We start from the raw sequence: 17,410 nt of genomic DNA on the forward strand, positions 1-17,410 counted from the left end.
ATTGAACAGGATGCATCGTGTGAGCGAAGAACGGAATTTAGTGGTCGAGCCGGTCTCGGGCAAGCATGGCCTCGGCGAATTCGTCGATATCGGGCGTGCTTTCGCGGCGCGCGAGCCGCACAATGTGCCTCAATTGCGCAACGAGCAGATCGAACTGGTCGATCCCGGCAAGAACCCCTTCTTCGGCCATGCCCGGGCCCAATTGTTCGTCGCGCGGCGCGGCGGCAAGCCGGTCGGGCGGATTTCCGCGCATATAGACGAACTGGCACTCCAAATGCCGGCCGAACAGGGTTTCGGCCCCGGCGCTGGCATGTTCGGCTATTTCGACGCTGAAGATGAAGCGGCCGCGCATGCGCTGCTGGGCGCTGCCGAATCCTGGCTGCGCAAGGAAGGCATGACCCGCGTGCTCGGCCCGATCTCGATGTCGATCTGGGAAGAGCCAGGGCTGCTTGTGCGCGGGCAGGACCATGCCCCGATGATCATGATGGGCCACCACCCCGTGCATTACCGCGGCTGGATCGAGAGCCATGGCTACACCGCCGCCAAATCGCTGCTGACCTATGATCTCGACGTGTCGAAGGAATTCCCGCCGCTGATCCAGCGCATCGTCAAGTCGGGCGAACGGAACGAACGGATCAAGATCCGCCCGGTCGACAAGAGCCGCTGGGACGAGGAAGTCGCAGTGGTACTCGACATCCTCAACGACGCCTGGTCGAAGAACTGGGGCTTCGTCCCTTTCACGCCCGCAGAAGTCGCCTATGCGGGCAAGAAGCTGCGCCCGATCATATTCGAACCGCTCAACATGGTGGCGGAACTCGATGGCGAGCCGGTCGCCTTCATGCTGACTTTCCCCGACATCAACCAGGTGCTGGCGCGGATCAAAGGCCAACTGTTCCCATTCGGCTGGTTCCACCTGCTGCGCTGGCTGCGCTTCCCCAAGGGAGCGGGCATGCGCGTGCCGCTGATGGGCGTGAAGAAGGAACTGCACAATTCGCGCGTCGCGAGCCAGCTGGCCTTCATGATGATCAGCCAGATCCGCAAGAATGCCGCAGGCACCTATGGCTCGAAACGTGGCGAGATCGGCTGGATCCTCGACGACAATCAGGGGATGGTCGCCATTGCCGATGCGATCGAGAGCAAGATCAACCGCGAATATATCGTGTTCGAAAAGCCGCTGGGCTGAAGCGCTATCCAGCGACCGACAAAAATGGCCTCCGCCCTTGCGGACGGAGGCCGGGGATCGTGTCACCAACCGCTTGGACGGGAGGGGGTCTCGGTGGTGACACACTCCAAATGAGCGACCAAGCCGCCGGTTCCCGGCATTGTGCGATTTTTTTGGGGCACTTGCGGGGCGTGCTTGCTATCGCCCAATGACGGAACCGAAGCCTGCAGCATCCGTTACAGGCAGTGGAACGGACGGGAAGGTATCCGATGTCACTGAGCAGCAAGGTTGCAGCCAACCTGCCCTATTTGCGGCGTTATGCACGCGCGCTGACGGGATCGCAGGCAAGCGGTGACACATTCGTGCGCGCAACGCTCGAAGCTGCGCTGGCCGATCCCGCGCTCAAGGCCAGCCTCGCCGACGGGCGGGTTCCGCTCTACCGCGCCTTCACCCGGTTCTGGTCTGCACAGTCAGCCGATGCCGGATCGGCATCGCCGGAAGCCAAGGGACGCGAAGGCGCCGCACAGGCGACGCTAGGGGCCGTCATGCCGCTGAACCGCCAGGCGCTGTTGCTGACCACGCTTGAGGAATTCAGTCCGGTACATGCAGGGGAAATCCTTGGCATCGACGCTGCCGAAGTTGAGCGGCTGGTTGCCGAAGCGGTCGCCGAAATCGACCGAGAAGCCGCCACCAATGTGCTCATCGTCGAAGACGAGCCGCTCATTTCGATGCAGCTCGAAGACCTTGTCAAATCGCTCGGACATCAGGTGTTCGGCACCGCCGCCACCCGCACGCAGGCGCAGGAAGCTATCGCCAACGCCATGCCCGGGCTGGTGCTGGCCGACATCCAGCTCGCTGATGGTTCGTCCGGCCTGGACGCGGTGGACGATATCCTTTCGATCGGCGATGTGCCGGTGATCTTCATCACCGCCTATCCCGAACGGCTGCTCACCGGCGACCGGCCCGAACCGACTTATCTGGTGACCAAGCCGTTCCAGGAACGCGTCGTGCGGACCGCGATCAGCCAGGCGTTGTTTTTCAAGTCCAACACCGCGAGCGCCTGAGCGCTCCGCCCCGGATCAATCCGACAACCGGGCCAGCCGCTCTCGAATCTGGAAGGCACTGCGCACCCGCATGGGAACCCGCAATGTGCAGCTGACGCCTTCAGGGTCGAAACGCAATTCGACCGGCTGGCGCAATTCATGCGCCACGATCTTCTGGATCAGGTCGGTCCCGAAGCCCGACTTGCGTTCGGGATCGACTTTCGGCCCGCCACGCTCGATCCAGTGCAGCTTTACCAATTCCTCGGCCTCAAGCTCCCACTCGATCGTCACACTGCCGCCGGGCTGGCTCAGCGCGCCATATTTGGCGGCATTGGTAGCCAGTTCGTGGATCGCAAGCCCCAGAGAAAGGGCATCATTCGGGGCCAGCTCGATCGCCGGGCCATCCAGCCGGATGCCGGCGTCCCCGCCAGAATAGGGAGCCAGTTCGGCCTCGATCACCGAGCGTACGGGGGTTGTGCCCCAATCCGACTGGGTCAAAAGGTCATGCGTGGCCGAAAGCGCCCTCACCCGCCCTTCCAGCCCGTCTACGAACTCGTCGAGATTTTCGGTCCGTCGCCGGGTGAGCGAGATGATCGACAGGATGCTGGCCAGCGTGTTCTTGACCCGGTGGTTGAGCTCGCGCGTCAGCGAGTTGCGGATCGAATTCTGCTCTTCGAAGAACTCCAGCGAAGCCTCGTCTTCCAGCGCCTGCCGGGTGAGCAGGCGCGCCAGCATCATCAGCAGGCTGGCCACCGCGAGCCCGAACAGCAAGGTCGCCATCGACAATGGTGACAGTGTTCCCGTTCGCGCGGATTCGATCTCGATCAGGAGCGCACGATTGGCGATGCGAATCTGTTGCTCTATCCGGTTGCCCGATTCCTGCTCGGGCGCATGTTCGGCCAGCAGATTGGCGCGGTCTGCCGGTCCGTCATACAGCCTCACGCCCATCTGCTTGTGCGCCAGCATGTCCATGGCCGAACTGAGGAAATACTGCGCGTCGAAGGGGCTGTAGATGAAGCCCATGAGCTGGCGGGTGCCTGCCCTGCTCTCGAACACCGGCATGAAGATCAGGAAACCGGTCGCATCGTCGCCAGTTGCGTGCGCCAGCACCAGCTTGCCGGTCGCCGTCGGCCGCATCATGCGCGCGGCCTCGTCCATCGCTTCGCGCCGGACCGGATCGGAATAGAGGTCGAACCCAAGCGCGCGGCGATTGCGCTCGGTATCGGGTTTGAGGAATGTGACCGGCACCAGCACATCGCCAGCCGCACCGGCTTCGCTGCGCACTTCGAACGGCCCCATTCGTTCTGCCTGGACGGCGCGCTCGAATTCCGCGAGGTTTTCGCGCCGTACAACTTCCGCCCAGCCGATCCCTTCCGATCCGCGCCGGTCCGCATCGAGCCGCAATTCGCTGGCGAAACGGCGGAACAGAGGCAGCCTGACTTCATCGGCAGTGGCGAACAGCGCCGATCCTGCGCGAAGATAGGCCTCGGTCGCATTGCCGCGGCGATCGAGCGCCGAAGCGATGGATTGCGCGACTTCGCGCATGACCGCACGCTCGCGGCGATCTTCGCCCGCTTCGATCGCGACCACGCTGAGCGCGGTTATCAGGGCAATGGCCAGGAAGATCGCCACTGGCACGCCGCGCGGAAAGCGCACGAGCCAGCGACCGGCTCTCCCCTGCCGCTCCTTTTCGACTCGCGTTTCAGTGCTACCATGCATGGCGATGGGTTCTCTTCCCCCCCTTGGTAGGATGGGAACCAGAGAAGGCAACTATCGTTCCACAAACGCGCTATCCGGGCTAGTGGCTCCGGATGGCGATGGGGGGCAAGGGAAGGCAAGGCGCGGGCAAAGGCATGGCAGCGGAAAAGCATCAGCCGGGCAAGGCGAAGACGCAGGGCGACCGCGCGCCGGCCAAGGGCGAGCACACCAGGCCCGAGTGGGCCGAAGGACTTCGCGCGCTTTACGATTCGGTCGTCGACGAGCCTTTGCCCGACAGTTTCAAGGATTTGCTCGACAGGCTTGATGATCCCACTCCGAATGGAACGTCATAATGTCGGGGAACAAGCGTAGCCCCGCCGAGAAGGCTGATTTCAAGCGCGAGCTGACGGCGGTCATACCGCACTTGCGCGCCTTCGCACGCGGGCTGTGTGGCCGCCCCGACATGGCAGACGATCTGGTGCAGGAAACCATGCTCAAGGCCTGGGCCGCGCAGGACCGGTTCGAGCCGGGCACTTCGATGCGTGCGTGGACCTTCGTGATCCTGCGCAATGCCTATCTCACCGACATGCGGCGCAACCGGTTCCGCGGCGAATATGACGAGACAGTTGCTGAACGGTTATTGGTCGCCCCCGCAGGGCAGGAAGACCCGATCCACCTCGCCGATCTGCAACGCGCGCTGCAAACGCTGCCGCCCGAGCGGCGCGAAGCGCTGCTGTTGGTGGGCGCCGGGGGCTTTTCCTACGAAGAAGCGGCGGCGATCTGCGGCTGCGCCGTCGGCACGATCAAGAGCCGTGTGGGGCGTGCCCGCGCCGCGCTCACGGCGATGCTTGAGGACGGCTCAATCCCCCAGCGTTCCAGCGATGACGCCGATGCGCATCGCGCAATCCTGCAGGAACTGGACGAAGTCGCCGCGCGGCAGGAAGAACCCGCCGGAGACTGATCAGGCGGGATAGGTCCAGACGGTCCCGCGTGCCAGATTCTCGGCAGCGAAAGCCCAGTTGAGCTTCGCGTCGATCACAGCATCGAGATAGGCCGGGCGCTTGTTTTGGTGATCGAGGTAATAGGCGTGTTCCCACACATCGATCGTCAGCAGCGGGTTGAAGCCGCTGTCCACCAGCGTGTCGCCATCATGCGTTTCCTCGATCGATAGCTTGCCGCCTTTCTCCGCCAGCCATACCCAGCCGCTGGCAAAGTGCCCGGCGCCGCGCGCCTTGAGCTGATCCTTGAGCGCGTCGAACGAACCGAAAGCCTCGTCGATCCCCGCCGCCAGATTGCCCGAAGGCACACCGCCCGCCGGGCTGAGCGAATGCCAGTAGAAGCCGTGGTTCCAGCTTTGCGCCGCATTGTTGAACAGCCCCTGGTTCACCCCGCGCGCGTTCGCGATCACCGCTTCGAGCGACTTGTCGGCAAGCTCTGTGCCTTCGATCGCGGCATTGATCTTGTCGATATATGCCTGATGATGCTTGCCGTGGTGAAAACCCAGCGTTTCCGCGGAGATCGCCGGATCGAGCGCAGCCGGATCATATGGCAGGGGGATCAGATTGAAAGCCATGATGATACCCTTTCTTCAACGAATTGAATGAGTTCACTCCCCTTAACGCATAGCGCGCGCTATGGTTGCACGGCTCACCTTGCAAAGATTGCAACCGGTCGTGCGATGGCGGGAACTCAGTCGTGCTGGACGCGATCGACCGCGCTGGTCACCGCTACGTTCATGGTCACATTGCCTAGCGTGCGCATGATGTCGGGCAACATTTCCACGGCCACCAGCAGCGCGAGCGGCTCGATCGGTACGCCCATCGCCAGCGCGATCGGGCCGATCGAAACCACGAAGCTGATCGAACCCGGAAGACTGACCGAACCGACGCTGATGATCAGCGCAACCCCGATCCCCGCCGCCAGCAAGGTGGGGGTGAGTTCGACCCCTGCTAGGTGAGCCACATAGATCGCCACGGCGAGGTTCATCGCCGGGCTGGTGGCGCGGAAAATCGCCACCGCCAGCGGCAGCGCGAATTCGGCTGTGCTCTGTCGCAACCCGAGGCGACCGGAACTGTCGAGCATGGCGGGAAGGCTGGCGAGCGAGCTCTGCGTCGAAAGCGCCACCGCCTGCGCGGGCAGCATGGCCTTGGCGAAACGCCACGGGGTGATCCCGCCAACCAGCCACGCGAGCACATAGGCGCCGAGCAACACGAAGCCGCCCATCGCGCTCACCACCAATATGTAGTGCAGCAACGCGCCGAAGGCCCCGCCTCCGGCTTGAGCCGCTACGCCCAGCCCCAGCGCGAACACGCCAACCGGGGCGAGCCAGAGCACCCAGCCGATGATAATCAGCATGGCATTGGCCAGCGCGTGGAAGAAGCCCAGCAGGCTTGCGCGCTGCCCCTCCGGCAGCTTTGCTATCGCCACCGCCAGCAAGGCAAAGAATATGGTGAACGGCAGCATCGCCGTTTCGGCGGCGGCCGCCACGATGTTGGGCGAAACCAGCGACGCGACGAAATCGGCCAATGACGGCAATTGCTGCGCCTGCTCCGGCGTATGCGCAAGGAATGCCGAAGCCGAGGAAGGAATCGGCGCCAGTTTGAGCAGCAATGGCATCACCGTAGCGGTGATGATCCCGCCCAAAGTCAGCAGCACGAAAACCAGCAGCAGCATGCGCCGGGCGGCGGCACCGGCGCGCGCGGCAGCGGCCATCTGGGCGATCCCGAGCACCAGCAGCGCAGCGACCAGCGGGATGATCGTCATCTGCAAGGCACGTAGCCAAAGCGTACCAATCGGCGCCGTCCATTCGACCACGCTTTCGATCATGGCACCGCCAGAGAGAATGGTCCCCAGCCCCAGCCCGGCCACAAGCCCAGCGAACGTCCATGCGACGGGTAGCTCGATCCGAACCAGTTCGAAGCGGCTTGTCTGTGTGTTGGTCAATTAGTGCCCTTCCTGCCCTTCCCATCACGCGATAACCACGCCACAAGCGGCTGGCAATTGGCCGCACATCAAAGGTAGGGACAGGATCGCAATGGCACGCAAGTTCTTCGGCACTGACGGGATCAGGGGGCGGACCAACGACGGGGTGATGACGGCCGCCACCGCCATGCGCGTGGGGCAGGCCGCAGGCGCGCACTTCATGCGCGGCGACCACCGCCACCGCGTCGTGATCGGCAAGGACACGCGCCTTTCTGGCTACATGATGGAAAACGCGCTGGTGGCGGGCTTCACCAGCGTGGGCATGGACGTGATTCTCACAGGCCCCCTGCCCACGCCTGCGATCGCAATGCTCACGCGCGAGATGCGCGCCGATATGGGCGTGATGATTTCCGCCAGCCACAATCCCTATGAGGACAATGGCATCAAGCTGTTCGGGCCCGACGGGTTCAAGCTTTCGGACGAAGACGAGATCGCGATCGAACGATTGATCGAGCAGGAACCGCAGCTGGCGGAACCCGCGAAGATCGGGCGTGCCCGGCGCGTGGACGATGCCGCTGGGCGTTATATCCACGCGGTCAAGCAATCGGTCGCCTCCGACATCCGCTTCGACCGGCTCAAGGTCGTGATCGACTGCGCCAATGGCGCCGCATACCAGGTTGCTCCCACGGCGATCTGGGAACTGGGCGCGGAAGTCATCCCGATCGGCGTCAGCCCCAACGGGCTCAACATCAATGCCGGCGTCGGCTCGACCGCGATCGAGGCATTGCAGGCCAAGGTCCTCGAAACCGGAGCCGACGTGGGCATCGCGCTCGACGGCGATGCCGACCGGCTGATCGTGGTCGATGAAAAGGGGCAGAAGGTCGATGGCGACCAGCTGATGGCACTCATCGCCACCCGCATGCTCGAAAAGGGCACACTGCAAGGTGGCGGCGTGGTCGCCACGGTGATGTCGAATCTCGGGCTCGAGCGCTATCTCGCCGGGATCGGCTTGACGCTGGAACGGACCAAGGTGGGTGACCGCTATGTGCTCGAACGGATGAAGCAAGGCGGCTTCAACCTGGGCGGGGAGCAATCGGGCCACATGATCCTGCTCGATCATGCCACCACCGGCGACGGCACGATTGCCGCGCTGCGCGTACTGGCGGGGCTGGTACGCTCCGGAAAACCGGCCAGCGAATTGCTGCATCTGTTCGACCCGGTGCCGCAGCTGCTCAAGAATGTGCGCTACGGCGGCGGTGCGCCGCTCGAGAACGCCACCGTCAAGGCGGTGATCGCCGAAGCCGAGGCCGAACTAGCCGGCAAGGGCCGGCTCGTGATCCGGCCTTCGGGCACTGAACCGGTGATCCGCGTGATGGCCGAAGGCGACGATGCGGGCCAAGTCGAAGCCGTGGTCGACCGCATCTGCGCCGCAGTGAAGGAGGCAGGCTGATGCTCGAAATGCGGCCCGATTGCGAACGTTGCGGAGCGGATCTCCCGGCCGAGGCGCCCGGCGCCTTCATCTGCAGCTTCGAATGCACATTCTGCGCCGAATGTGCCGACACCCTCGACGATGCTTGCCCCAATTGCGGCGGCGAGCTGATGGACCGGCCGACCCGGGCAAAGAAGCTGCACGACAAATTCCCGCCCTCGACCGAGCGCAAGCATAAGGGATGAGCATCAAGCCCCCGCCCCGCATCCTCAGCATAGCCGGTTCGGATTCGTCGGGCGGCGCGGGGATCCAGGCTGACCTCAAGACGATCGCCATGCTCGGCGGCTATGGCATGACCGCGATCACCGCGGCGACCGCGCAGAACACGGTTGGCGTGCAGGCGATCACGCCGCTGTCGGGCTCCTTCGTGCGGCAACAGATCGACTCCTGTGTCGAAGACATCGGCGTCGATGCGATCAAGATCGGCATGCTGCACGATCGCGACATCATTGAGCACGTTGCGGCTGCGCTGGACTCTTTGCCGCAGAAGGTTCCCGTCGTGCTCGACCCGGTGATGATCGCCACCTCGGGTGCACCGCTGATCGCGCCCGACGCCATGGCCGCGATCGAAGATCTGCTGTTCGAGCGGGCGACGCTGGTCACTCCGAACCTGCCCGAGCTCGAACACATGGCCGAGCGCGAATTGCGCGACAGCGGATTGATGGAGCGGGCAGCTGGCGAACTTGCTCGAACCTATGGCGTGCACGTTTTGGCCAAGGGCGGGCATACCGACACGCAGCAGGTGATCGACATGCTGGTCGCCCCGGATGGCAAGGCTCTGCAATACAGCCATCGGCGGCTCGACACGCGCCATACCCATGGCACCGGCTGCACCTTGTCAGCCGCGATCGCGACGCTGCTGGGCCATGGCCAGCCGCTCGAACACGCGATCACACTGGCGCGCAGTTTCGTCTATCGCGCGATCGAGGCGGCACCCGGCTTCGGCGCTGGGAGCGGCCCGCTCGGCCACCAGGCCGTGCGGGGCAGCTAGCTCCTGTTCAGCACTTGAGGTTGTAGAATTCGGCGATGTGGCACCATGCCTCTTCCGCCGTTTCGCACCAGTGAAACAGGTCGAGATCGGCGCGGTTGATCGTGCCCGCTTCGACCAGCGCTTCGAAATTGACGACGCTGGTCCAGAATTCCTTGCCGAACAGCAGCACAGGTATCGGCTTCATCTTGCCGGTCTGGATCAGCGTGAGCAGCTCAAGGAATTCGTCGAGCGTGCCGAAGCCGCCGGGGAACACCGCCACCGCACGCGCGCGCAGGAGGAAATGCATCTTGCGCAGAGCGAAATAGTGGAACTGGAAGCTGAGATAGGGTGTGACGTAGGAATTGGGATATTGTTCGTGCGGGAGCGAGATGTTGAGGCCGATCGACTCAGCGCCGGCATCGCTGGCGCCGCGATTGGCGGCTTCCATGATCGAGGGCCCGCCGCCCGAGCAGATCACGAATTGTCGCTTGCCGTCCTCGACGATCGCCAACTCGCTGACGCGGCGGGCGAGGTTGTAGGATTCGGTGTAATATTTCGAATTGGCGGCCAGCCGCTCGGCAATCGGGCGACGCTCTTCATCGGCCTCGGCCACGAGCTTCTCGGCCTGTTCGGGCGAAGGGATGCGGGCTGAGCCGTAGATCACCAGCGTCGAGCCGATACCCGCCTCTTCCAGCAGCATTTCGGGCTTGAGCAGCTCGAGCTGGAAGCGGACCGGCCGTAGCTCGTCACGCAGCAGGAAATCGGTGTCGGCATAGGCCAGGCGGTATGCCGGATGCCGTGTTTGCGGGGTGCCGGGATCCTTGCCTTCAAGGAAGGCAGCTTCCTGCCCGGCGTGGTAGAACTTGTGGTCTACCAGGTCATGTTCTGTGCTTTCTTCGTTCATAATCACAGCATTAGGCGGGGGCGAAGGTTCCGGCAAGCCAACTTCGCATCCCTCCTCAAAAGCGCCATTGCGAGGGCTTCGGGCGCGCCATATGCTGCGCGCAAGGAGAGAAACTTATGGCGGGATTCCCGTCACATCCGGATGACGTGACCGGCGACTGGCTCGCCGAGCGACTGCGCGAAGCAAAGCTGCTGGGGAATGGCCGGATCACGGCGGTACGCTGGGAAGCGATCGGCACCGGCCAGGTGGGCGACAGCGTGCGTTTTCACCTTGAGTATGACGCACCGGATGCGGGCCCGGCAACGCTGGCGGGCAAGTTCCCCGCTGCCGACCCCACCAGCCGCGGAACAGCCGCCATGCTGGGGCTCTATGCCAAGGAAGTGCGCTTCTACCGCGACGTTGCGCCGCAGCTCGAAGTGCGCGTGCCCGCCACCTATGCCGCCGAAGTGAGCGAGGATGGCGGCAGCTTCATCCTGCTGTTCGAAGACCTTGCTCCGCAGCGCGGCGGCAACCAGCTTGAGGGGTGCAGCATAGAAGATGCACGCCACGCCATCGCGCAGGCCGCAGGCATCCATGCCCCGTCGTGGCGCAATCCGGCCATCCTCGAACTCGACTGGCTGCGCCCCGATCCAGCCGCGACGGCGCAGATCCGCACGCTCTATCCGGGCGCACAGGCGCTGTTCCGCGAACGCTATGCCGATACGCTTGAGCCCGAATTCATGGATATCTGCGAGCGGCTGGCCGCGAACGGCACATGGATGGCCCGCTCGCACCCGCAAGTCTCGCTGGTCCATGGCGATTTCCGGCTCGACAACATGCTGTTCGGCATCGGCAATGGCGCCGAACCGATCGCCGTGCTCGACTGGCAGACGCTCGGTGTCGGCCACCCGCTCACCGATATCGGCTATTTCCTCGGCTGCGGGATCGGCGACATCCTGCGTCGCAAGCACGAGACCGAACTGCTCGACCTCTATTGCGACGAGATGACACGGCGCGGTGTGCCGTTGACGCGGGGCGAAATCTGGCGCGATTATGTGCTCGGCGCGCTTCACGGCGTCTCAACCGCAGTGTTCAGCGCCGCTTTCGTCGAGCGCACCCCGCGCGGCGACGCCAATTTCCTGTCGATGGCGCGCGGCGCCTGCGCGCTCGCGCTTGAACACGGCAGCCTGCAATTGCTCGAGGAGGGATAACACCATGACACTGAGCAAGGGTGACGATTTTCCGCTGCACCAGACGGCCGAACCGGTCGCCTATTCGGGCACCGATCGCAATTTCTACGACCGCTATTTCTTCAACGGCTACGCACCCGACGGCAGCGGCTTCTTCGCGCTCGCCTTCGGGGTCTATCCGCATCTCGATGTCGCGGACGCGCATTTCAGCTTCATCCGCGACGGGATCCAGTATTGCCTGCATGCCAGTTGCGAGCTGGGTATGGAACGGATGTCGATGCGCGTGGGGCCGATCTCGATCGAAGTGGTCGAGCCGCTGCAACGGCTGAAGGTCACGATCGAGGAAAGCCATGGCATCGCCGGCGAATTCACCTTCACCGGCAGAGCCTTCCCGATCGAGGAACCGCGCTTCATCCACCGGATCGGGCCGCGCGCCTTCATGGACTATACGCGGATGACCCAGAACGGCCATTTCGAAGGCTGGATCGCGCTCGACGGCGCGCGGCACCAGATGGCGGCGGGTACGATGGGCACGCGCGATCGCAGCTGGGGTGTTCGCCCGATTGGCACGCGCGACATGCAGCCGATGCCCGGCGCGCCGCTTCCCGGCTTCTTCTGGCAATGGACCCCGGTCAATTTCGAGCAGGGCAGCATGTTCTTCCACGTCAACAATGATGTGCATGGCGATGCGTGGAACACACGCGCGGCCTGGGCGCCCGATGGTGCGAGTGCGGCGGGGATTGCCGAAGGCGACGGATCGATGCGCACCCGCCTGACTCAAGGCACACGCTGGCCCAGCGGCGGCACGCTGTCGCTCGCGCTTATGGGCGCGCCCGAGCAGGTGACGTTCGAAATGCTCGGCCGCTTCCAGATGAAGGGACTTGGCTATACTCACCCCGAATGGGGCCACGGGCTGCATCATGGGCCGCTGAGAGTAGCGCGCGAGGATTTCGAGCTGGCTTCGCTCGATCCGCTCGCGCCTGAGAACCTGCATGTGCAGATGATCACGCAAGTGCTGGCTCCCGAAGAGACGGGGATCGGCGTGTTCGAACAGCTGATCATGGGGCCGTTCAGCCCGCTGGGGCTGTCAGGCTTTAACGACGCGCAACGCGATTAGGCCGTTCGGCGGCGGCCCTCAAGGCTAGCTTCTGGATGGTTGGATGCCCCGTGAGGATTCGAACCTCAATTGACGGAGTCAGAGTCCGTAGTCTTACCATTAGACGACGGGGCAATTGCCGGGCGGAGCCGTTGCGGCCCTGCTCAAGCGGTGCGTGCATCTAGTTTCCGCCAGCCTTCAGGTCAAGGCTAACATCCCGTGCGGCTTGCCCCGCGCCCTCCCACGCGCTAACCAGTGCTCAGGTCCCCGTGCGTGAGCAGCGGCGGGAGGAAAGAAAGTATTGAATATGGCGGAATTTTCTCCGCCGGACGGTAACAAGAGGGCTGGCAACAGAAAGGGCGACAAGTCCGGCAAGGTAGCCGATTTTCGCTACAAGCGCCCCGCCAAGCCTAAGGAAAACAGGTCTTCGCGCCATCCGAATGCGCGCGGGAAGCCTTCGTCGCAGCCGCCCAAGAGCGAACGCGCTTCCAAACAAACGAATCGACTGCCAGAACGCCAAAGCGGCGGCAAACCTGCCATGGGCTGGGGTCCGCGCCCGGGCCAATCCTATGCTGCGATCGACCTGGGCACCAACAACTGCCGCCTGCTGATCGCCCGCCCCACGGGCGACAGCTTCACCGTGATCGACGCCTTCAGCCGCGTGGTGAAGCTGGGTGAAGGACTCGCCAAGAGCGGAAAGCTGAGCGACGCGGCGATGGATCGCACGCTCCAGGCGCTGACGATCTGCGCCGAAAAGCTGCGCCGCCGCAACGTCTACCTCGCACGCTCGGTCGCGACAGAGGCCTGCCGCCGCGCCACAAATGGCGAGGAATTCATCGCCCGCGTGCGCGGGGAAACCGGGATCGCGCTCGATATCATCAGCGCAGAGGAAGAGGCGCGGCTGGCAGTGCTCGGTTGCCAAATCCTGCTCGAGCCCGGCACTGGCCCCGCGATCATCTTCGACATTGGCGGCGGCTCGACAGAGCTTGTGCTGCTCGAACAGGGCGGCGGCGTGCCCGAAATGCGCGACTGGCTGAGCGTGCCGTGGGGCGTGGTGTCGCTCACCGATACGGTCGGCCGGGTCGAAGGCGAACCCGCACAACGCGAAGCCCGCTATGCCGAAATGCGCCGGGTTGTGAGCGACAGCTTTTCCGCCTTCGCCAAGCGCGTCGCTCCGTCGGCGCAGCAGGGTGAACTGCGGCTGCTCGGCACCAGCGGCACCGTGACGACGCTGGCCAGCCTCCACCTTGAGCTTCCGCAATATGACCGCAACGCCGTCGACGGCCTGATCGTGCCCGCTCAATCGATGCGCGGCATCACGACGCGGCTGGCCGGGATGTCGCCCGACGAACGCAGCGAACTGCCCTGCATCGGGCGCGACCGTGCCGAGCTGGTGGTGGCCGGTTGCGCGATCCTCGATTCGATTCTCGACATCTGGCCCGCAACCCGGCTGGGGGTGGCCGACCGCGGCATTCGCGAAGGAATTCTGCGCAGCCTGATGGCGCATGAACTCGCGCATCCGCACCCGCTGCACGAGAATCGCCCCGCTTGGCCGGCGCGCGAACCCGAACAGGAGCGAGCGAAATGAGCCGCGCAGGCCGCAATCCCGACAAGCGGGTCAAGAACACGCGCGGGCGCACCGCGTCCTCTACCCGCTGGCTCGAGCGCCAGCTCAATGATCCCTACGTCAAGCAAGCCAAGGCCGAGGGCTATCGCAGCCGTGCGGCCTACAAGCTGATCGAACTCGACGAGCGCTTCGGGCTGATTCGCGGGGCGCAGCGCGTGGTCGATCTCGGCATCGCACCGGGCGGCTGGAGCCAGGTGGTGCGCAAGCTCGCCCCCAAAGCCGCCGTGGTGGGGATCGACCTTCTGCCAACCGATCCGATCGAAGGCGTCACCATCTTCCAGATGGACTTCATGGACGATGCCGCACCCAAGGCGCTCGAAGAAGCTCTGGGCTGCAAGGCTGACCTCGTGCTGTCCGACATGGCGGCGAACACCGTGGGCCACAAACAGACCGACCATCTGCGCACCATGGGGTTGGTCGAAGCGGCGGCGTGGTTTGCGATCGAGAACCTGGCCGAAGGGGGCACCTTCGTAGCCAAAGTGCTGGCCGGCGGCACCGACAGCGACCTGCTGGCGCTACTCAAATCACACTTCAAAACGGTCAAGCACGCCAAGCCGCCCGCGAGTCGCAAGGGCTCATCCGAATGGTATGTCGTGGCGCAAGGCTTCAAGGGCCAGAACAGCTAGCCTGATCGCAGATCCGACGCCGATACACCAAGGGCCGCGCGACCAGGTCGCACGGCCCTCAATTGTCCTTCCGGACCTTTTCAGTGAAGCTTATGCGCCCGCTTCGGCGGCCGGTGCGGCCTCCTCGCCTTCAGCAGCTGCTTCGCCTTCGACAGCGGCGGCTTCTTCAGCCGTAGCCGCTTCAGCCACAACCGGAACCGGACGCGCAGGAGCGCCGCCCATGCTTTCCATGTAGACCATGATCGCGGCGCGATCTTCAGGCTTGTTGAGGCCCGCGAAGCTCATCTTCGTACCATCGGCAAAGGCGCGCGGGTTCGTGAGCCATGCGTCCATGCTTTCCCAATCCCACTGGCCGCCGTGGCCTGAAAGCGCGGGGCTGTAAGCAAAGCCTGCCGCATGCGCACCAATCTTGGTGCCCATCACGGCAAAGAGATTCGGGCCGATGCCGTTTGCGCCGCCCTGAGCGATGGTGTGGCAGGCCGCGCACTTGGCGAACACTTTCTCACCGGCTTCCGGCGTGGCCGCAGCAACAAGCGTGCCGAGATCGGGAGCGGCAGCGCCGCCGCCTGCACCTTCAGCTTCGACGCCTTCGATGACGTAGCCGAGCTGTTCCGGGCGGTCTTCCTTGTCAGCGTGGAAATACTTGCCGCTGAGCACCGAGAGGCCCAGCGCAACGATGCCGGAAAAGAGCACCCAACCGGCGGTTGTATTGAAACGATCGTCCATGGTGTGATGTGATCCGCGAAATGACCTTGAGTTTTCGTTGGCCGCTCTAGTCGGCACCGCGCGGCATAGCAAGACCGATCAGGGCACTATCTGCGGCAAGCTGCGGAAGCAGGCTTGCGGCGGGCGGCGGTGGCGGATAGCAGCACTGGCGATGCACAGTTTCCCCGCACCCGCAATGGCGATGGTCGAGACCATGCGCGAATCGGCCCAGGCCGAACCCGAGCGAGCGATCGCGTTCCAGGGCTCGCCCGGCGCCAACTCGCACCGCGCGGCGATGGAGGCGTGCCCCGATTGCCTGCCCCTGCCGTGCTTCAGCTTCGAAGACGCGCTCGACGCGGTGAAGGGGGGCCGGGCCTCTTGCGCAATCATCCCGATCGAGAACTCGCAGCACGGGCGGGTGGCGGACATCCACTTCCTGCTGCCCGAAAGCGGGCTGAAAATCGTGGGCGAATATTTCATGCCGATCGACCATGCGCTGATGGGCGTGGGCAAGGGCCCCTACGCCGCCGCCTACAGCCACCCGCAGGCGCTCGGCCAGTCGCGCCATTTCCTGCGCCGGCGCAGGATCGTGCCGATGAGCTATGCCGATACGGCGGGCGCCGCCGCCTTCATCGCGGAAAAGGGCGATCCGACGCTGGCGGCAATCTCTCCACCGATCGCGGCCGAACTCTACGGGCTCGAAATCGCCGAAGAGCATGTGCAGGATTCGCCCGACAACATGACGCGTTTCGTGATCTGTGCGCGCGAAGCGGTTGATCCGGCCACGCTCGAGGGCGAGGATGCGATCACCACCTTTGTGTTCGAAGTGAAGAACATCCCCGCCGCGCTTTACAAGGCGATGGGTGGCTTCGCGACCAATGGCGTCAACATGACCAAGCTCGAAAGCTACCAGAAGGGCACGAGCTTCGCGGCGACGATGTTCTATGCCGACATTATCGGCGCACCCGGCGATCCTGCGATCGACCGCGCGCTGGAAGAACTTGCCTTCCACAGCAAGGAACTGACCATTCTGGGCACCTATCGCCAGGCACGCCCGCGCGGCTGAACCCTGCCCTTTCGGGCGGCAAATGGAGAAGCGCCGATGAGGATTACCCGCCGGGCCGCCATCGCCGGCTCGCTTGCGTTTGCGTCAGCCGCCTGTGTGCCGGTCGACACCTCGCCGCGCGGAAGGCTGGCGGCGCGGCTGCGCATCATCGAAGCGGCAGCGGGCGGTACGCTGGGCGTCGCGCTGCTCGATACATCCAGTGGCGAAATGGTCGGCCACAACCGGGCCGAACGCTTCGGCCATTGCTCTTCCTTCAAGCTGACGCTCGCAGCCATGATCCTGTGGCGCGACCAGCAGGGGATCGACGATGCCGACCGGCTGGTACGCTGGAACGAAAGCGATTTGATGTCGGTTTCCCCCTTCACCACACGACGCCTCGAACAGGGCGCAAGCTTGCGCGAACTGGCGAAGGCAACCCAGACCGAAAGCGACAATACCGCTGCCAATGTGCTGCTGCGCGAAACCGGCGGGCCAGCCGCACTGACCGAATTCTGGCGCATGCTAGGCGACAATGTCAGCCGGCTCGACCGCACCGAGCCCGAGCTCAACCAGGTTCCGCCGGGCGAGTTGCGCGACACCACCACGCCCGAAGCGATGGCGCGGACGGTGCAGGCGCTGTGCTTCGGAAGCACGCTGCACGACGAGCCCCGCGCGCTGCTGCGACAATGGATGGTCGAAACCGGCACCGGCGCGCGGCGCGTGCGGTCCGGACTTCCCCAAGGCTGGCTGGCCGGTGACAAGACCGGCACGTCGATCTGGCCCGGCATGGGCAGCCTTTATGTCGACGTCGGCTTTGCGCAGCCTCCCGGCCGGGCGCCGCTCACCTTCGCCACCTATTACCGCGCGCGAGACGTGCACGAAGGAATGGACCCGGCATCCGAACGGGTACTGGCCGAAGTCGGACGGGTGCTGGTGGATTTCGCCGCTGGCTAG

General features: G+C 64.3%; 18 protein-coding genes and 1 tRNA gene. 13 read left to right on the forward strand and 6 right to left on the reverse strand.

Features of this window, described 5'->3' with window-relative positions:
- Positions 1 to 10 precede the first annotated feature (10 nt).
- Together ACUJ47_RS07045 and ACUJ47_RS07050 are read left to right on the forward strand one after the other, a co-directional pair.
- A complete protein-coding gene (locus ACUJ47_RS07045; protein ID WP_445537698.1) occupies positions 11 to 1,183 on the forward strand; it encodes an N-acetyltransferase in 1,173 nt (390 codons plus the stop codon).
- Between the two features lie 248 nt (positions 1,184 to 1,431).
- Complete coding sequence (locus ACUJ47_RS07050) at positions 1,432 to 2,226, forward strand: response regulator (RefSeq protein WP_445537699.1); 795 nt, start codon at positions 1,432 to 1,434, stop codon at positions 2,224 to 2,226.
- Between the two features lie 15 nt (positions 2,227 to 2,241).
- Here ACUJ47_RS07050 and ACUJ47_RS07055 read toward each other — a convergent pair whose 3' ends face one another.
- Positions 2,242 to 3,924, reverse strand: coding sequence for a CHASE domain-containing protein (locus ACUJ47_RS07055; RefSeq protein WP_445537700.1), 1,683 nt, complete (start codon positions 3,922 to 3,924; stop codon positions 2,242 to 2,244).
- Positions 3,925 to 4,058: 134 nt separating this feature from the next.
- On the opposite strand from ACUJ47_RS07055, the gene ACUJ47_RS07060 reads away from it, so the two are divergent.
- Entirely contained in the window at positions 4,059 to 4,256 is a 198-nt protein-coding gene (locus tag ACUJ47_RS07060; protein ID WP_445537701.1) for a NepR family anti-sigma factor, read from the forward strand.
- The gene (locus ACUJ47_RS07065) at positions 4,256 to 4,864 is read left to right on the forward strand and encodes a sigma-70 family RNA polymerase sigma factor (RefSeq protein WP_445537702.1); all 609 of its coding nucleotides are present in this window, start codon (positions 4,256 to 4,258) and stop codon (positions 4,862 to 4,864) included. Before ACUJ47_RS07060 ends, ACUJ47_RS07065 begins: the two co-directional genes overlap by 1 nt.
- Here ACUJ47_RS07065 and ACUJ47_RS07070 read toward each other — a convergent pair whose 3' ends face one another.
- Both ACUJ47_RS07070 and ACUJ47_RS07075 read right to left on the reverse strand, forming a co-directional pair.
- Positions 4,865 to 5,476, reverse strand: a complete 612-nt coding sequence (locus tag ACUJ47_RS07070) for a superoxide dismutase (protein WP_445537703.1) — start codon at positions 5,474 to 5,476, stop codon at positions 4,865 to 4,867. It lies immediately after the preceding gene.
- 116 nt (positions 5,477 to 5,592) lie between these two features.
- Positions 5,593 to 6,846: a dicarboxylate/amino acid:cation symporter gene (locus ACUJ47_RS07075; protein ID WP_445537704.1), complete on the reverse strand. Its 1,254-nt coding sequence runs from the start codon at positions 6,844 to 6,846 to the stop codon at positions 5,593 to 5,595.
- A gap of 91 nt (positions 6,847 to 6,937) precedes the next feature.
- On the opposite strand from ACUJ47_RS07075, the gene glmM reads away from it, so the two are divergent.
- From glmM to thiD, 3 genes are read left to right on the forward strand one after another with little or no spacing between them, the layout of a single operon-like run.
- A complete protein-coding gene (glmM, locus tag ACUJ47_RS07080; protein ID WP_445537705.1) occupies positions 6,938 to 8,275 on the forward strand; it encodes a phosphoglucosamine mutase in 1,338 nt (445 codons plus the stop codon).
- Positions 8,275 to 8,499: a DUF1272 domain-containing protein gene (locus ACUJ47_RS07085; RefSeq protein ID WP_445537706.1), complete on the forward strand. Its 225-nt coding sequence runs from the start codon at positions 8,275 to 8,277 to the stop codon at positions 8,497 to 8,499. Before glmM ends, ACUJ47_RS07085 begins: the two co-directional genes overlap by 1 nt.
- A complete protein-coding gene (gene thiD, locus ACUJ47_RS07090) occupies positions 8,496 to 9,305 on the forward strand; it encodes a bifunctional hydroxymethylpyrimidine kinase/phosphomethylpyrimidine kinase (protein ID WP_445537707.1) in 810 nt (269 codons plus the stop codon). The genes ACUJ47_RS07085 and thiD overlap by 4 nt, the downstream gene beginning before the upstream one ends.
- Before the next feature lie 7 nt (positions 9,306 to 9,312).
- Here thiD and ACUJ47_RS07095 read toward each other — a convergent pair whose 3' ends face one another.
- Positions 9,313 to 10,188, reverse strand: a complete 876-nt coding sequence (locus tag ACUJ47_RS07095; RefSeq protein ID WP_445537708.1) for an LOG family protein — start codon at positions 10,186 to 10,188, stop codon at positions 9,313 to 9,315.
- Between the two features lie 116 nt (positions 10,189 to 10,304).
- On the opposite strand from ACUJ47_RS07095, the gene ACUJ47_RS07100 reads away from it, so the two are divergent.
- Together ACUJ47_RS07100 and ACUJ47_RS07105 are read left to right on the forward strand one after the other, a co-directional pair.
- Positions 10,305 to 11,378: a phosphotransferase family protein gene (locus ACUJ47_RS07100; protein WP_445537709.1), complete on the forward strand. Its 1,074-nt coding sequence runs from the start codon at positions 10,305 to 10,307 to the stop codon at positions 11,376 to 11,378.
- Positions 11,379 to 11,382: 4 nt separating this feature from the next.
- Positions 11,383 to 12,474: a hypothetical protein gene (locus tag ACUJ47_RS07105; protein WP_445537710.1), complete on the forward strand. Its 1,092-nt coding sequence runs from the start codon at positions 11,383 to 11,385 to the stop codon at positions 12,472 to 12,474.
- Positions 12,475 to 12,514: 40 nt separating this feature from the next.
- Here ACUJ47_RS07105 and ACUJ47_RS07110 read toward each other — a convergent pair.
- Positions 12,515 to 12,588 (reverse strand) — tRNA-Gln (locus tag ACUJ47_RS07110).
- Positions 12,589 to 12,760: 172 nt separating this feature from the next.
- Between ACUJ47_RS07110 and ACUJ47_RS07115 the strand changes: the two genes are divergently transcribed.
- Positions 12,761 to 14,041: a Ppx/GppA phosphatase family protein gene (locus ACUJ47_RS07115; protein ID WP_445537711.1), complete on the forward strand. Its 1,281-nt coding sequence runs from the start codon at positions 12,761 to 12,763 to the stop codon at positions 14,039 to 14,041.
- Positions 14,038 to 14,706, forward strand: coding sequence for an RlmE family RNA methyltransferase (locus tag ACUJ47_RS07120; protein ID WP_445537712.1), 669 nt, complete (start codon positions 14,038 to 14,040; stop codon positions 14,704 to 14,706). Before ACUJ47_RS07115 ends, ACUJ47_RS07120 begins: the two co-directional genes overlap by 4 nt.
- A gap of 90 nt (positions 14,707 to 14,796) precedes the next feature.
- Here the strand turns inward: ACUJ47_RS07120 and ACUJ47_RS07125 are convergent, their stop codons facing one another.
- Positions 14,797 to 15,432, reverse strand: coding sequence for a c-type cytochrome (locus ACUJ47_RS07125; RefSeq protein ID WP_445537713.1), 636 nt, complete (start codon positions 15,430 to 15,432; stop codon positions 14,797 to 14,799).
- Positions 15,433 to 15,583: 151 nt separating this feature from the next.
- Between ACUJ47_RS07125 and ACUJ47_RS07130 the strand changes: the two genes are divergently transcribed.
- Both ACUJ47_RS07130 and bla read left to right on the forward strand, forming a co-directional pair.
- A complete protein-coding gene (locus ACUJ47_RS07130; protein ID WP_445538876.1) occupies positions 15,584 to 16,477 on the forward strand; it encodes a prephenate dehydratase in 894 nt (297 codons plus the stop codon).
- A gap of 36 nt (positions 16,478 to 16,513) precedes the next feature.
- Complete coding sequence (gene bla, locus ACUJ47_RS07135; protein ID WP_445537714.1) at positions 16,514 to 17,410, forward strand: class A beta-lactamase; 897 nt, start codon at positions 16,514 to 16,516, stop codon at positions 17,408 to 17,410.

It is taken from the genome of Altererythrobacter sp. Z27 (assembly GCF_052683155.1).

Bases quoted from the DNA above. Each gene is read 5' to 3' on its own strand.
- ACUJ47_RS07100 (WP_445537709.1), top strand. From the start codon at position 10,305: ATGGCGGGATTCCCGTCACATCCGGATGACGTGACCGGCGACTGGCTC.
- ACUJ47_RS07050 (WP_445537699.1), top strand. From the start codon at position 1,432: ATGTCACTGAGCAGCAAGGTTGCAGCCAACCTGCCCTATTTGCGGCGT.
- ACUJ47_RS07045 (WP_445537698.1), top strand. From the start codon at position 11: ATGCATCGTGTGAGCGAAGAACGGAATTTAGTGGTCGAGCCGGTCTCG.
- ACUJ47_RS07065 (WP_445537702.1), top strand. From the start codon at position 4,256: ATGTCGGGGAACAAGCGTAGCCCCGCCGAGAAGGCTGATTTCAAGCGC.
- glmM (WP_445537705.1), top strand. From the start codon at position 6,938: ATGGCACGCAAGTTCTTCGGCACTGACGGGATCAGGGGGCGGACCAAC.
- ACUJ47_RS07060 (WP_445537701.1), top strand. From the start codon at position 4,059: ATGGCAGCGGAAAAGCATCAGCCGGGCAAGGCGAAGACGCAGGGCGAC.
- ACUJ47_RS07105 (WP_445537710.1), top strand. From the start codon at position 11,383: ATGACACTGAGCAAGGGTGACGATTTTCCGCTGCACCAGACGGCCGAA.
- ACUJ47_RS07130 (WP_445538876.1), top strand. From the start codon at position 15,584: ATGCACAGTTTCCCCGCACCCGCAATGGCGATGGTCGAGACCATGCGC.
- ACUJ47_RS07070 (WP_445537703.1), bottom strand. From the start codon at position 5,476: ATGGCTTTCAATCTGATCCCCCTGCCATATGATCCGGCTGCGCTCGAT.
- ACUJ47_RS07125 (WP_445537713.1), bottom strand. From the start codon at position 15,432: ATGGACGATCGTTTCAATACAACCGCCGGTTGGGTGCTCTTTTCCGGC.
- ACUJ47_RS07115 (WP_445537711.1), top strand. From the start codon at position 12,761: ATGGCGGAATTTTCTCCGCCGGACGGTAACAAGAGGGCTGGCAACAGA.
- ACUJ47_RS07085 (WP_445537706.1), top strand. From the start codon at position 8,275: ATGCTCGAAATGCGGCCCGATTGCGAACGTTGCGGAGCGGATCTCCCG.
- ACUJ47_RS07120 (WP_445537712.1), top strand. From the start codon at position 14,038: ATGAGCCGCGCAGGCCGCAATCCCGACAAGCGGGTCAAGAACACGCGC.
- ACUJ47_RS07095 (WP_445537708.1), bottom strand. From the start codon at position 10,188: ATGAACGAAGAAAGCACAGAACATGACCTGGTAGACCACAAGTTCTAC.
- bla (WP_445537714.1), top strand. From the start codon at position 16,514: ATGAGGATTACCCGCCGGGCCGCCATCGCCGGCTCGCTTGCGTTTGCG.
- ACUJ47_RS07055 (WP_445537700.1), bottom strand. From the start codon at position 3,924: ATGCATGGTAGCACTGAAACGCGAGTCGAAAAGGAGCGGCAGGGGAGA.
- thiD (WP_445537707.1), top strand. From the start codon at position 8,496: ATGAGCATCAAGCCCCCGCCCCGCATCCTCAGCATAGCCGGTTCGGAT.